This is a genomic window from Chitinophaga alhagiae (genome assembly GCF_003568665.1).
Taxonomy (GTDB): domain Bacteria; phylum Bacteroidota; class Bacteroidia; order Chitinophagales; family Chitinophagaceae; genus Chitinophaga; species Chitinophaga alhagiae.
On record NZ_QXMH01000002.1, the window covers coordinates 484,914 to 498,989 of the forward strand.

The following is a 14,076-nucleotide window of genomic DNA, read 5'->3' on the forward strand; positions in this document are numbered from 1 at the left end:
AAATAAAATTTGCATTTTCGGAGAAATCGCCCCATATTTGCGATCACAATGCAAATGATCAATACATACAAACTTTGGTGGCACGCAGAAGGTCTTCCCGCTGTGTAGCAGTGCCGCGTTTGTATTTGAAATACTTGAAGAAGGCTCGCTGTACACAGCGGGCCTTCTTCTTTTTATGCTTTTAACTGATTAATATAGTATTACAGTGATGAAACGCATCCAGGTAAAAACAAGATCGAAACAGATGCTGGCAGACGTGTTCACCCCGGTGAGCATCTACCTCCGCATCCGGGACAGGTTTCCCGGCTCCATACTGCTGGAAAGCACAGACTCCCATGCCAGCGAGAACAGTTTCTCCTTCATTGGCATCAAGCCGGTAGCGGGCATTGAGGTTACCTCTACAGATGTTTTTGAGTTCAAGTACCCCGGCCAGCCGGTGGAGCGCAAGCAGCTCAAAAGTCGCCAGGAGGTGCTCCGGGAAATGGATGCTTTCCTGAAAAGTTTCTCCTTCAGCGAAAAATCCCCCCTGCCTTTTGCGGAAGGCCTGTTCGGCTACAGCACCTATGATTCCGTGCAGTTCTTTGAAAAGATCGCTTTTCAGAAAAGGGGTACCGCAGGCAACACCATTCCGCTGATGCGTTACCGTTTTTACCAGTACGTGATCGCCATCAACCATTTTAAAGATGAGATGTACCTCATTGAGAACCAGGTAGACGGGCTGGAGAGCGAGTTTGACTATGTGGAGTCACTCATCCGCAACAAGGATTTCCCCAGCTACTCCTTCCAGGCCAAAGGCGAAGAAGAAAGCAACCAGACAGACCAGCAGTATATGGACATGGTGGAAAAAGGCCGCCAGCACTGCTTCCGGGGAGATGTGTTCCAGATCGTACTGTCACGCGCCTTCAACCGCGGTTTTTCGGGAGACGAGTTTAACGTGTACCGCGCCCTCCGCTCTATCAATCCTTCCCCTTATCTCTTTTACTTTGACTATGGCGATTATAAACTGATGGGCTCCTCCCCGGAGGCGCAGCTCATCATCAACAACCGCAAGGCCGTGATTCACCCCATAGCCGGCACGTTCAGGCGTACGGGCAACGATGAGCAAGACAAGGAACTGGCCGCCCGCTTGCTGGAAGACCCCAAGGAAAATGCCGAGCACGTGATGCTGGTAGACCTGGCCCGTAACGACCTCAGCCGCCATGCCACCAACGTGGAAGTAGAAACCTACCGGCAGATCAAGTACTACTCCCATGTGATCCACCTGGTGAGCGAAGTAACCGGGCAACTGGAACCGGGCAGCAGCCCCTTTGACATACTGGCCGCCACTTTCCCCGCCGGCACCCTTTCCGGCGCGCCCAAGTACAAGGCCATGGAGCTGATAGATGCCTATGAGCCTACGGCCCGCGGCTTCTATGGCGGCTGCGTGGGTTTTGTAGGTTTCAACGGCAACTTCAACCACGCCATCATGATCCGCTCCATCCTGAGCAAGAACAATACGCTGTACTACCAGGCCGGCGCGGGCGTTGTGGCTCAGTCCGTAGCCAGCTCCGAGCTGCAGGAGGTGAACAATAAACTCAATGCATTAAAACAGGCCATAGAACTGGCTCAAAATATATGATATGAAGATTCTGGTGTTTGATAATTACGATTCATTTACCTACAACCTCGTACACCTGGTGGAAAAGATCATCGGGGAGAAAGTGACCGTGGTGCGTAACGACGAGATCAGCCTGGACGAGGTAGACGCCTATGACAAGATCATTCTTTCCCCCGGCCCCGGCATCCCCGAAGAAGCGGGCCTGCTGCTGCCGCTCATCAAACGGTATGCGCCTTCCAAATCCATCTTTGGCGTATGCCTGGGCCAGCAGGCCATTGGCGAGGCGCTGGGCGCAAAGCTCGTCAACCTGTCTGAAGTATACCATGGCGTGGCCACGCCGGTAACCGTTGTATCGCGCAGCAGCCGCCTGTTCAGCCACCTGCCGGACAGCCTCGAAGTAGGCCGCTACCACTCCTGGGTGATAGACGAAAAAACGCTGCCCGCGGAGCTGGAAGTGACCGCCCGGGACGGGCATGGCTACATCATGGCGCTGCAGCATAAACAGTACGATGTAAGCGGTGTGCAGTTCCACCCGGAAAGCGTGCTCACGCCGCAGGGAGAACAGATCATGCGCAACTGGTTAGGTCTTTAAAAAATAACGAGATGAAAAAGATATTAAACTACCTGTTTGAACATAAAACTTTCAGCCGCCAGGCCGCCCGGGAAATACTGACCAGCATTTCCAAAGGGGTATACAACGAAAGTGAGCTGGCCGCCTTTATGACGGTGTTCCTGATGCGCAGCATCACCATTGAGGAACTGCTGGGCTTCCGCGACGCGTTGCTGGAACTGTGCGTGCCGGTAGACCTCAACGGCCATAACGTGCTGGACATTGTGGGCACCGGCGGGGACGGCAAGAACACTTTCAACGTGTCTACGCTCTCCTGTTTCATTGTGGCCGGCGCGGGCGGCAAGGTGGCCAAACACGGCAACTATGGCGTATCTTCGATCAGCGGCGCTTCTAACGTAATGGAGTCTGTAGGGTACAAGTTCAAGAGCGATAACGCTAAACTGAAACAGGAAATTGAAGAAGCGGGCCTTTGCTTTCTGCATGCACCGCTCTTTCACCCGGCCCTGAAAAACGTGGCCGGCGTGCGCAGGCAGCTGGGCGTGCGCACTTTCTTTAACATGCTGGGGCCGCTGGTGAATCCCGCTTTTGCGCAGCACCAGCTTATAGGCGTGTACAGCCTTGAAATGGCCCGCATTTACAACTACCTGTTCCAGCAAACAGACAAACGTTTTGCTATTGTACACGGGCTGGACGGTTATGATGAAATTTCCCTCACGGGAGATACCCGCATCATCACCAATGAAGGAGAACAGGACTGGACGCCCGAAGCCCTCGGCAAACGCCAGGTACACGCGCAGGATATCTACGGCGGCAACACGCCGGATGAAGCGGCAAAGATATTTATGAAAGTGCTGAAGGGAGAAGGTAGTTGGGCGCAGCATTCCGTGGTAATGGCCAACGCCGCCATGGGGCTGTATTGCCTGGAGAAATATCCCACTTACGACGAGTGTTTCCAGGCCGCCGTAGCATCCCTGGAGTCTGGCGCCGCCTATAAAGTATACCAGAAACTGATTGCGCTGCAATAGTACCCTTAAACGGTGCAGGCGCGCAGGGCACAGGTTGTCCCTACGGCGTGGTAAGTGCAATAGCACAGTTTTAAAAAGAGGAAAATAAGACCATGAAAGACATACTGGCTGAAATAACGGCCCATAAAGTAAAAGAGGTAGCGGAAAGAAAAAAGGTGCGCAGCGTGGAAGAACTGCAGCGCAGCGCCGCGTTCAGCCGCGATGCGCTTTCTCTCCGCAGCTTTCTCAAACAACCCCACCGCACCGGCATTATTGCCGAGTTCAAAAGGAAGTCGCCCTCCAAAGGCATCATTAACGATACGGCCGCCGTACAGGAGGTAACCGCCGCCTATGCCCGCAACGGCGCCTCCGGCCTGAGCGTGCTCACAGACCAGCAGTTCTTCGGCGGGTCTATGGACGATCTGCAGCAGGCGCGCGCCGTGAACAACATCCCCATTCTGCGGAAAGACTTTGTAATAGATGAATACCAGATAGTGGAAGCTAAAGCCATTGGCGCAGACGTAGTACTGCTCATTGCGGAATGCCTCACGGCGGAAGAGGTTAAACACCTGGCCGCCTTTGCCCATCACCTGGGGCTGGAAGTATTGCTGGAAGTGCACAGCGGAGATCAGTTAGAGAAGATCACCCCGCACACCCATCTTATCGGCATCAACAACCGCAACCTGAAAACGTTCCAGGTAGACATTCACCGTTCCATGGAGCTGCTGAAGCAGATACCCGCGGAGTACAGTAAAGTGGCGGAAAGCGGCATGGACGATCCGGCTACCATCGTAACGCTCAAACAGGCCGGCTTTGACGGTTTCCTGATAGGCGAGCACTTCATGAAAGCGGCAGACCCTGGCAATGCGTTCGAGCAATTTTCCCGTTCCCTGAAAGAAAAACTGGCACAGCTATGAACCTGAAAGTATGCGGTATTACCCGGCAGGCGGACCTGGACGCACTGGTACAACTGGGCGTGGATTACGCCGGTTTTATCTTTTACAACAGGTCCCCCCGCTTTGCCGGCAACAAACTGGCCGGCCGCAGCGTGCGGGAAACGAAGAACATTGCCAAGGTAGGCGTGTTCGTGAATGCAGACCCTGCGCAGGTGGTGCAAACCGTGAAAGATTACGGTCTTGACCTGGTGCAGCTGCATGGAGAAGAATCCACAGCAGTGTGTGAGCAGATCCGTGTAACCGTACCGGTTATCAAAGTATTTCATGTGGGCAGTACCGAAGCTCACCTGCAGGCCGCTCCCTTCATGGCCGTGAGCGATTATTTCCTGTTCGATACCGCTGCAAAAGAATACGGTGGCACCGGCAGGCAGTTTGACTGGGAGCTGCTGAACAGCTACGCGCTGGAGCAGCCTTTCTTTCTCAGCGGCGGCATTGGCCCGGCAGATGTGGACGCACTGGCCCGCTGGCGCCACCGCTCCCTGTTTGCGCTGGATGTGAACAGCCGTTTTGAAATTTCTCCCGGCATCAAAGACATGGACAAAGTAGCCGGTTTTCTACAATCAATAAAAAAATGAACAGATCATGGATATAGCGGTGAATACTTCGCAATCTAAGTATCATGTAAACGAAAAAGGATATTTCGGCAATTTCGGGGGCGCATACATCCCTGAAATGCTGTACCCCAACGTGGAAGAGCTGCGGGAGCAGTACCTGCAGATCATGGCGGACCCCGCTTTCCAGCAGGAGTTTGAGCAGTTGCTGAAAGATTACGTGGGCAGGCCGTCTCCCCTGTATTTTGCCAGCCGCCTCTCGCAGAAGTATGGCGCGCAGATCTACCTCAAGCGGGAAGACCTGAACCATACCGGCGCGCACAAGATCAACAACACCATTGGCCAGATACTGCTGGCCAAACGCCTCGGCAAAAAACGCATCATTGCGGAAACCGGCGCGGGCCAGCATGGCGTGGCCACCGCTACCGTTTGCGCCCTGATGGGGCTGGAGTGCGTGGTGTACATGGGCAGCGTAGACATTCAGCGGCAGGCCCCCAACGTGGCCCGCATGCAGATGCTGGGCGCTACCGTGGTGCCCGCCACCAGCGGCAGTAAAACGCTGAAAGACGCCACCAACGAAGCTATTCGTGACTGGATCAACAACCCTGTAGATACGCATTACATCATCGGTTCCGTAGTAGGCCCGCACCCGTACCCTGATATGGTGGCCCGCTTCCAGTCTGTGATCAGCGAAGAGGTCCGCAAGCAGCTGCTGGAAAAAACGGGGAAAGAAACGCCCACCTACGTGATAGCCTGCGTAGGCGGCGGCAGCAATGCGGCCGGCGCTTTTTTCCATTTTACGGACGAAGATGAAGTGGAGCTGATAGCCGTGGAAGCCGCCGGTAAAGGCGTACACAGCGGTTTCTCCGCCGCCACCTCCCAACTGGGCCGCCCCGGCGTGATACACGCCAGCAAAACCCTGCTGATGCAAACGGAAGACGGGCAGATCGTGGAGCCGCATTCCATTTCCGCCGGGCTGGATTATCCCGGCGTAGGCCCCTTCCATGCCCACCTCTATGAAAGCGGCCGCGCCGTGTTCCTCAATTCAACAGACAATGAGGCGCTGGCCGCGGGCTATGAGCTGAGCCTGCTGGAAGGCATCATTCCCGCCCTGGAATCCGCACACGCGCTGGCCAAGCTGGCAGACCTGCCGCTGAAAAAAGATGAAGTAGTGGTGGTATGCCTCAGCGGCCGCGGAGATAAAGATCTTGAAACCTATATCAAACACTTAAAGTAAGGAGACCATGAACCGCATAGATCAATTATTCAGCACCAAGGGTCAGAACATCCTCAACATATATTGCACCGCGGGCTACCCTGCCCTGCATGATACCGTTACTATTGTGGAAGCGCTGCAGCAGAGCGGGGCAGACATGGTGGAGCTGGGCATGCCTTTTTCAGACCCGCTGGCAGACGGCCCCGTGATACAAGACAGCAGCACCCGCGCCATTGCCAACGGCATGCGCATCAGCGTGCTGTTTGAACAGTTGAAAGACTTCCGGAGCAAGGTGACCATCCCCGTGGTACTCATGGGCTACCTCAACCCCGTACTGCAGTTCGGCGTGGAGAACTTCTGCCGGGCCTGCGCCGAAGTAGGCGTAGACGGCCTCATTCTGCCAGACCTGCCTATGGACGAGTACGAGAACGAGTACCGCCCGCTGTTTGAGCAATACGGCCTGCACCTCATCTTCCTCGTAACGCCCGAAACCACTGAAGCCCGCATCCGCAAAATAGACAGCCTGAGCAAAGGGTTTGTATACGCGGTATCCTCTTCCTCCACCACCGGTAAAAACAAAGACATGACGGGCCAGGAAGCGTATTTTGCGCGGCTGAAGGCCATGGGCCTGAAAAATCCCGTGCTGGTGGGCTTCGGCATACGCGATAAGGGCACCTTCCAGGCCGCCTGCGCCAGCAGCAACGGCGCAATTATAGGTACCGCTTTTGTGAAAGCCATCGAAAACAGTACTAACTTGCAGGCTGATATTGCAGGGTTTGTAAAAGGCATTCTTGCGTAAGCAGGCAAAAGACAGCAACAACATGAAAACAGCCATTCTCAAATACAACGCCGGTAACATCCGTTCCGTGCTCTTTGCCCTGGAAAGACTGGGCGTAGAGGCCACCGTAACGGATGATCCGGAGGAGCTGCGCAGCGCGGACAAAGTGATATTTCCCGGGGTGGGAGAGGCCAGCACGGCCATGAACTATCTGAAAGAACGCCGGCTGGACGAGTTGATCAAAGACCTGCAGCAGCCCGTGCTGGGCATTTGCCTGGGCATGCAGCTTATGTGCAAACATTCGGAAGAAAATGACACTGCCTGCATGGGCATCTTTGACCTGCCGGTGAAAAAGTTCGAATCTCCCGTCAAGAACCTGCTGAAGATCCCGCAGATAGGCTGGAACAATGTGGCCGGCCTGCACAGTGTTATTTTCGAGCACGTGCCGGAAAACTCCTACATGTATTTTGTGCACAGCTATTACGTGGCCCTGGGCCCTGAAACCACGGCCATTGCCAATTATATCATCAATTACAGCGCTGCATTGCAGAAAGACAACTTTTATGCAGTGCAGTTTCACCCTGAAAAATCGGCAGATGCCGGCCAGCAACTCATTGAGAGCTTTTTGAAACTGTAAGCGTGGAAATTAAACAGATCACTACAGACGAGACCCTGCGCCTGCGCAGGGATGTAATGTACCCGCACTGGAGCCTTGACCAGGTTAAGATGCCGCACGATGCGGAGGGGCTTCACTACGGCCTGTTCATGGAAGGAGAAATGGTATCCGTGGTATCGCTTTTCATCAGCGGCAGCTCCGCGCAGTTCCGTAAACTGGCCACCGCGGCCCATCACCAGGGCAAAGGCTTTGGCAAGGCGCTCATGCAGCACCTTACAGACGTATGCCGGCAACACGGCGTGGCCACCCTCTGGTGCAACGCCCGCGCCAGCGCGGAAACCTTTTACCTGCGGCTGGGCTTCAAACGCATCAGCGAATTATTTTACAAAGACAATATTCCCTTCTATAAAATGGACATCAGCCTGGACGCGCCGCCCGCGCAGCGCTTCACCATCATTCCCGCCATAGATATCATTGGCGGTAAATGCGTGCGCCTCACACAGGGAGACTATGCGCAAAAAACGGTGTATAACGAGCAGCCGCTGGAGGTAGCTAAGGAATTTGAGGACGCCGGCGTGAAACGCCTGCACCTGGTAGATCTGGACGGGGCAAAGGCCGGCGCCTTGGTGAACTGGAAAGTGCTGGAGGCCATAGCCGGTAAAACCTCGCTGGTGGTAGATTTTGGCGGAGGTATCAAAAAAGACGCCGATCTGCGCATTGTGTTCGAGTCCGGCGCCGCCCTGGCCACCATTGGCAGCATGGCGGTAAAAGAGCCTGCCCGGTTCTTCCGCTGGCTGGCCACCTACGGCGCAGACCGCATATTCCTGGGCGCGGACGTAAAGGGGGAGCAACTGGCCGTTGGCGGCTGGCTGGAAACCACAGATACCAGCATTTACGACTTCCTGCGCACCAACCTGGAAAAAGGCGTGAAAGAAGTGTTCTGCACAGACATTGCGAAAGACGGTCTTCTGCAAGGCCCCTCCACGGAACTGTATAAAAAGATCATTGCCGCCGTGCCCGGCATCCAGCTCACCGCCAGCGGCGGCGTCAGCAATATGGCAGACGTAGAAGAGCTGCAGCAGGCGGGCCTGGCCGGCGTTATCATAGGCAAGGCCATTTACGAAGGAAAGATCACCATGGCCGAACTGAAAAAATTCTTGTAACGTATGCTCACAAAACGCATCATACCCTGCCTGGACATCAAAGACGGCCGCACCGTAAAAGGCGTGAACTTCGAGAACATCCGCGATGCGGGAGACCCCATTGAGCTGGGCGCCCTGTATGCCGCGCAAGGAGCGGACGAACTGGTGTTCCTGGACATTACCGCCACCAACGAGCGGCGGAAAACCCTCTCCGAACTGGTAACCCGCATAGCCCGCCATGTGAACATCCCGTTCACCGTAGGCGGCGGCATTGCCTCCGTAGAAGATGTAAGCGTGCTGCTCAACGCCGGGGCAGACAAGGTGTCTGTTAACACCGCCGCGTTCCGCAACCCGCCGCTGCTTAACGAGCTGGCCCGCGAGTTTGGCAGCCAGTGTATTGTGTTGGCCATAGATACGCGTTTTGAAGACGGGGACTGGTTTGTGTACCTCAACGGCGGCCGTGTAAAAACAGACACCAGAACGGAAGACTGGGCCAAAGAGGCCGTAGACCGCGGCGCCGGGGAAATACTGCTCACCTCCATGAATAACGACGGTACCAAACAGGGCTTTGCGCTGGATATTACCGGCCGCCTCTCGCAAAACCTCAACGTGCCCGTAATAGCCTCCGGCGGAGCAGGCACCATGGAGCACTTTGCGGACGTGTTCGAAAAAGCGCAGGCAGACGCCGCCCTGGCCGCCAGCATTTTCCATTACAAGGAAATGGAAATCCCCGCGCTTAAAAATTATCTTTACCAGAAAGGGATACAGATCCGATTCTGATTAATATATATTTATTATATTTAAAGTGTTTTTGCCGATGCAGGTCAATTTTTCAAAGTCGCCAGACGGGCTGGTGCCCGCCATCATACAGGATGCCATTACGTCAAAAGTGCTGATGCTGGGCTATATGGACCAGGCAGCGCTGGAGAAGACGCTGGCGGAGAAGAAGGTGACGTTTTACAGCCGTTCCAAACAACGGTTGTGGACAAAAGGGGAGGAGAGCGGCAATTTTCTCCACCTCGTAAGCGCGGCGCTGGATTGTGACCAGGATACCCTGCTGCTGAAAGTACATCCTGCGGGCCCTGTTTGCCACACCGGCGCAGATACCTGCTGGAACGAAGAGAACAAAGACCAGCAGGCGTTTTTGAACCGGCTGGAGCAGGTGATCCGTGACAGGAAGGCCAATCCCACGGAAAAGTCCTACACCGCGTCTCTCTTTGCCAAAGGCATCAACAAAATTGCCCAGAAGGTAGGGGAAGAAGCTGTGGAAGTGGTGATTGAGGCGAAAGACAACAACAAGGAGCTGTTCCTCAATGAGTCCGCGGACCTGTTGTTCCACTACCTGATTTTGCTCCAGGCAAAAGATTTTACCCTGGAAGACGTTATAAACGTATTGAAAGAACGGCATAAATAACTGTATTCAAATGAGAACTCTTGCGTGCATGGCGCTTTGCATGGCGGCCGGTTTGGCCGCGCAGGCCCAGTTAAAGGTGAACGGGAAAATTACATCGGCCGCGGAAGGGCAGAAGGTGTACTTTATGAGTGAAGACGGCAATACCAGGGATTCTGCGGCGCTGGGCGCGGGCGGCCGGTTCTCATTCGCTACCAGCCACAAACCGGCTTCGGAAGATATGTTTGCCCTTTTCCTGGAAAATAAGCCTTACCCCCTGCTGCTGGTGGCAGACAAGCCGGAAATTAACGTGCAGACCAGCGCGGAAGACTTTCCGGTGGCCAGCGCTGTAAAAGGCGGCCAGCAAACGCTCTGGATGCAGGAGTACCACAAGGCCTTCAAGCCTGTACTGAGTACGCTTGACCAGCTCAACGCGGAAGCGCGCACCATCAATACGGATGATGAAAGCGCGAAGGCGGCGTTCCGGCAGAAAGCCCAGCATTTTGACGAAATGGTGATAGACGCCGGTACCAATTACATTCAGCACTACCCCGCCGCCCAGGCCAGCCTGTTCATTCTCAGCGGAGACCTGCGGGAGCGCCTTCCCGTGGAGAAGCTGGAAGAGATATACAAAAGCCTTGCCCCCGCTGTGAAAAACACCCGTTTCGGCAAAAGCCTGGGGAACGATATTGCCGCCGCCAAAAAAGAAAAAGCGGAAGCCGGCATGGCGAAAGACTTTGAGCAGAAAGACCCCGCCGGCAAGCTGGTGAAGCTCTCCTCCTTCAGGGGCAAATACGTGCTCATAGACTTCTGGGCCAGCTGGTGCGGCCCCTGCCGGGCCGAGAACCCCACCGTGGTACGCGCGTACAACAAGTTCAGGAACAAGAACTTCACCATACTCGGCGTGTCTCTTGACAAAAGCCGGGCCGCCTGGCTGGAAGCCATCAAGCAAGACAACCTCACCTGGACGCAGGTATCTGACCTCAAAGGCTGGGCCAACGAAGCCGCGCAGCTCTACCGCGTACAAGGCATTCCCCAGAACTTCCTGGTAGACCCGGAAGGCAGGATAGTGGCTGCCAACCTGCGGGGCCGCGCGCTGGAGCAAAAGCTGGCGGAAATATTGCAGTAGCCGACCGCCTATCAAAATGGGCTTGCTTTTCCCGGTGGGAATGGGCAAATTTGCCGGAGACTAGAAAAACAGTAACCAAGCATGAAGAAATTGTTGATGGCAGCGGTGCTTTTAAGCCCCGGTGCACTGTTTGCGCAAGGAAAAGTGAAGGAAATTCCCTACCAGGTGGTGGGAAGCATCGCGCAGCAGGAGAAACCGACCAAATTATATTTCAGGGTCCGCAAAGACGGGAAATGGGCCACAGACAGTGTGACCACCCCAGACGGCAGGTTCTTCTTCACCGGCACCGTTCCGGAACCTATGACCGCCCAGCTTTTTGCCTCCATCCCCTCCACGCCTGATAATCCCGCCGGCAGAAAAGAACTGGCCGTATTATTCCTCGGCCCCGGTAAAACCACCGTTAAGCTGGATAACCTGGCAGACAAGCCGGAAGCCGATGGCACCAAATACCAGGAGGCCTTTAACCGGTTGAACGGTCTTACAGATAACGTGGTGCGCCAGAGCATGGAGCTGAGCAAACAGTACCGGGTGCTCTACAAGGCCAAAGACGAAACCGGCATGAAGAAGCTGGAAACCCGTTTTGATGAGCTGGAGGCCAGCCGCAAGGCCATTATGCGCAAATACCTGGCAGACAATCCCCAATCGCCCATTGGCATGTACGTGCTCACGCAGGTGGCCGGGTACGAGCTGGATGCGGACGAAGTGGAGCCCATCTTCCAGTCGCTCGCCAAAGAGGCCCGCAAAACGCCCTCCGGCAAACAATTCGCCTACCGGCTTGAATTGGCCAAGAAACTGGCCCCCGGCCAGCCGGCTATAGACTTCAGCCAGAATAACCCTGACGGTAAACCCGTTACCCTGGCCTCTTTCCGCGGCAAATACGTGCTTGTGGACTTCTGGGCCAGCTGGTGCGGCCCCTGCCGCGCAGAAAATCCCAACGTGGTCAGCGCATTCAACAAGTATAAAGACAAAGGTTTTACCGTACTTGGCGTTTCTTTTGACGAAAACAAGGAGAAATGGGTGGAAGCCATTGCCAAAGACGAACTGGACTGGACACAGGTATCAGATCTCAAAGGCTGGGCCAATGAGGTGGGCAAGCTCTACGGCATCCGTGCCATTCCCCAGAACCTGCTGCTGGACCCGCAGGGTAAGATCGTAGCCAAGAACCTCCGTGGCGAAGCGCTGGAAAGCAAGCTGGCGGAGCTTTTTCAATAGTACCGTTGCATTTTAAGATACAAGGCCGGGGGCAATGCTCCCGGCCTTTTTTGATGCCGCATAAGGCCTGTTATGCGCTATAACTCGCAGGACTGTAAAGCAAATTCTGTCATTACATTAACGTACCCTGTAAGGTTTTTCAGTATAGACACCTAGTTCCCACCTATATCACACCTATGTTAGACCTAGTTCCCACCTATATCACACCTATGTTAGACCTAGTTCCCACCTATATCACACCTATGTTAGACCTATATCCCACCTATATCACACCTATGTTAGCCCCACCTCATTCCCCTGCAATCCCCCCCTTCCCCAAAATTTATTTCCCGAATTATTTTGTATTACTACGAAACGTTCGTAGATTTACGACAGACTCGTAATTATGAGATGCGTAACAGGATGTTTGGTGTGGCTGCTGGTTACTTGTACCGCGGCAGCACAGTACAGGATCACAGGCTCGGTAAAAGATGAAAAAGGCAAACCCTTGCCCTTTGCCAGCGCCTTCCTGAACCAGACCACCCTGGGAGACCGCACGGCGGAAAACGGGCAGTTCAGCATCAGCAACGTGCCGCCGGGTAAATACGAGCTGATCGTGTCTTACCTCGGGTACGAGCCGCAGTTGTTGCCTGTGGAGGTGAAAGCGGACCTGGCAGGCATTGCCGTTACGCTGAAACCAAAACCGGATGTGCTGAAAGAGTTTGTGGTGAGGCGGAACGTGGAACGGGAGCGCTGGCTGAAAGTATTTGCGGACCTGTTTGTAGGTGAAAGCAGTTTTGCCCGGCAGTGCAAGCTGCTGAACAGCGAAGTGATAGACCTGCAATACGATGCTTCACAGCGGCTGCTCACCGCCAGCGCTGATGATTTTGTGGTATTGGAGAACAGGGCGCTGGGGTACCGGGTGAAGTTTTTGCTGATCAGTTTTGCTTACAATATGAAGTCCGGTTACTCCCTATACTACGGCAACCCCCTGTTTAAGCCCATGAAAGCAAAGAACGCCCGGCAGCAGCGGCAATGGGAGAAGAACAGGGAAGCGGCCTACCACGGTTCCACCATGCATTTTTACCGGAGCATGGCGGGCAGGCAGCTGGCGCAAGACGGGTTCAGCGTGCAGAAGATGGTGAGGAAACCGCGGGTAAGGGATTTTGTGCCACCGTCGCTGCCAGACAGTGTGGGGGTAAAGGTGCAGCAGCCGCGCTTTTTTGACAAGGAGGTGAGTTACCTCTATACGGCGCAGCTGCCGTATGACAGCCTGATCAAACCCAATGGGGACGGCTACTCCCTCATATTCAGGGATTACCTGTACGTGGTGTATTCCAAAGAGAAGGAAGACCGGCTGTACCTGGAAAAGCACAAGCCGGCGCAGAAAGCGCGGCCAAGGGAGCAGGTATCCGTGATGCACATGCTGGCGCCTGAAGTGCCGCTGGACGGGAACGGCAACATCGGCTCACCGGTAGATATTGTGGTAGAGCAGTACTGGGGATGGGAAAAAATGGCGGAGATGCTGCCGCTTGACTATAAACTATAAACAATTCCTTAATTTAATGATATGGAAAAGCTCACCAAACAAGAAGAAGCGGCCATGCAGGCCATCTGGAAAACCGGGAACGGGTTTGTGAAAGATTTCCTGGAAGCGCATGCCGCGCCCAAACCTCCCTATACCACGCTGGCGTCTACTATCAAGAACCTCGAAAAAAAGGGGTACCTGGAAGCCCGCAAGATCGGCAACGTATATGAATATACCGCGTCTATTGAAGAAGGGGAGTACAAGAAAAAATTCATGAACGGCTTTGTGAAAGACTACTTCGAAAATTCCTACAAGGAACTGGTCACCTTTTTTGCCCGGGACAAAAAGATCAGTCCCGATGAGCTGAAAGAGATCATCAGAATGATAGAGAAAAAGTAACAACGCCT

Annotated in this window: 15 protein-coding genes; all 15 read left to right on the top strand. The window is 54.5% G+C overall.

Annotated features, from left to right (window positions below; genetic code table 11):
* Positions 1 to 208 precede the first annotated feature (208 nt).
* Positions 209 to 1,618, top strand: coding sequence for an anthranilate synthase component I family protein (locus tag D3A97_RS12910; protein ID WP_119078905.1), 1,410 nt, complete (start codon positions 209 to 211; stop codon positions 1,616 to 1,618).
* 1 nt (position 1,619) lies between these two features.
* Positions 1,620 to 2,189 carry an anthranilate synthase component II gene (locus D3A97_RS12915; RefSeq protein ID WP_119078906.1) on the top strand — a complete coding sequence of 190 codons (570 nt, stop codon included), beginning with the start codon at positions 1,620 to 1,622 and terminating at the stop codon, positions 2,187 to 2,189.
* 11 nt (positions 2,190 to 2,200) lie between these two features.
* Positions 2,201 to 3,193: an anthranilate phosphoribosyltransferase gene (gene trpD / locus D3A97_RS12920; RefSeq protein ID WP_119078907.1), complete on the top strand. Its 993-nt coding sequence runs from the start codon at positions 2,201 to 2,203 to the stop codon at positions 3,191 to 3,193.
* Positions 3,194 to 3,285: 92 nt separating this feature from the next.
* Positions 3,286 to 4,089 (top strand): indole-3-glycerol phosphate synthase TrpC, encoded by an 804-nt coding sequence (gene trpC / locus D3A97_RS12925; protein WP_119078908.1) that lies wholly within the window; start codon positions 3,286 to 3,288, stop codon positions 4,087 to 4,089.
* The gene (locus D3A97_RS12930; RefSeq protein ID WP_119078909.1) at positions 4,086 to 4,703 is read left to right on the top strand and encodes a phosphoribosylanthranilate isomerase; all 618 of its coding nucleotides are present in this window, start codon (positions 4,086 to 4,088) and stop codon (positions 4,701 to 4,703) included. Before trpC ends, D3A97_RS12930 begins: the two co-directional genes overlap by 4 nt.
* A 7-nt stretch (positions 4,704 to 4,710) precedes the next feature.
* Positions 4,711 to 5,916: a tryptophan synthase subunit beta gene (trpB, locus tag D3A97_RS12935; protein WP_119078910.1), complete on the top strand. Its 1,206-nt coding sequence runs from the start codon at positions 4,711 to 4,713 to the stop codon at positions 5,914 to 5,916.
* 7 nt (positions 5,917 to 5,923) lie between these two features.
* Positions 5,924 to 6,694 (top strand): tryptophan synthase subunit alpha, encoded by a 771-nt coding sequence (gene trpA, locus D3A97_RS12940; RefSeq protein ID WP_119078911.1) that lies wholly within the window; start codon positions 5,924 to 5,926, stop codon positions 6,692 to 6,694.
* Positions 6,687 to 7,310, top strand: a complete 624-nt coding sequence (hisH, locus tag D3A97_RS12945; protein WP_232825957.1) for an imidazole glycerol phosphate synthase subunit HisH — start codon at positions 6,687 to 6,689, stop codon at positions 7,308 to 7,310. Before trpA ends, hisH begins: the two co-directional genes overlap by 8 nt.
* A gap of 2 nt (positions 7,311 to 7,312) precedes the next feature.
* Positions 7,313 to 8,452, top strand: a complete 1,140-nt coding sequence (hisA, locus tag D3A97_RS12950) for a 1-(5-phosphoribosyl)-5-[(5-phosphoribosylamino)methylideneamino]imidazole-4-carboxamide isomerase (protein ID WP_232825958.1) — start codon at positions 7,313 to 7,315, stop codon at positions 8,450 to 8,452.
* Positions 8,453 to 8,455: 3 nt separating this feature from the next.
* Positions 8,456 to 9,211, top strand: coding sequence for an imidazole glycerol phosphate synthase subunit HisF (gene hisF / locus D3A97_RS12955; RefSeq protein WP_119078912.1), 756 nt, complete (start codon positions 8,456 to 8,458; stop codon positions 9,209 to 9,211).
* Positions 9,212 to 9,248: 37 nt separating this feature from the next.
* Positions 9,249 to 9,845 carry a bifunctional phosphoribosyl-AMP cyclohydrolase/phosphoribosyl-ATP diphosphatase HisIE gene (gene hisIE, locus D3A97_RS12960; protein ID WP_119078913.1) on the top strand — a complete coding sequence of 199 codons (597 nt, stop codon included), beginning with the start codon at positions 9,249 to 9,251 and terminating at the stop codon, positions 9,843 to 9,845.
* Between the two features lie 10 nt (positions 9,846 to 9,855).
* Positions 9,856 to 10,950, top strand: coding sequence for a TlpA disulfide reductase family protein (locus tag D3A97_RS12965; RefSeq protein WP_119078914.1), 1,095 nt, complete (start codon positions 9,856 to 9,858; stop codon positions 10,948 to 10,950).
* An 81-nt stretch (positions 10,951 to 11,031) separates the two neighbouring features.
* On the top strand, positions 11,032 to 12,162 hold the full coding sequence (locus D3A97_RS12970; protein ID WP_119078915.1) for a TlpA disulfide reductase family protein: 1,131 nt from the start codon (positions 11,032 to 11,034) through the stop codon (positions 12,160 to 12,162).
* Between the two features lie 385 nt (positions 12,163 to 12,547).
* Positions 12,548 to 13,690, top strand: a complete 1,143-nt coding sequence (locus D3A97_RS12975) for a carboxypeptidase-like regulatory domain-containing protein (RefSeq protein ID WP_119078916.1) — start codon at positions 12,548 to 12,550, stop codon at positions 13,688 to 13,690.
* Between the two features lie 21 nt (positions 13,691 to 13,711).
* Complete coding sequence (locus D3A97_RS12980; protein ID WP_119078917.1) at positions 13,712 to 14,068, top strand: BlaI/MecI/CopY family transcriptional regulator; 357 nt, start codon at positions 13,712 to 13,714, stop codon at positions 14,066 to 14,068.
* Positions 14,069 to 14,076: the final 8 nt, after the last annotated feature.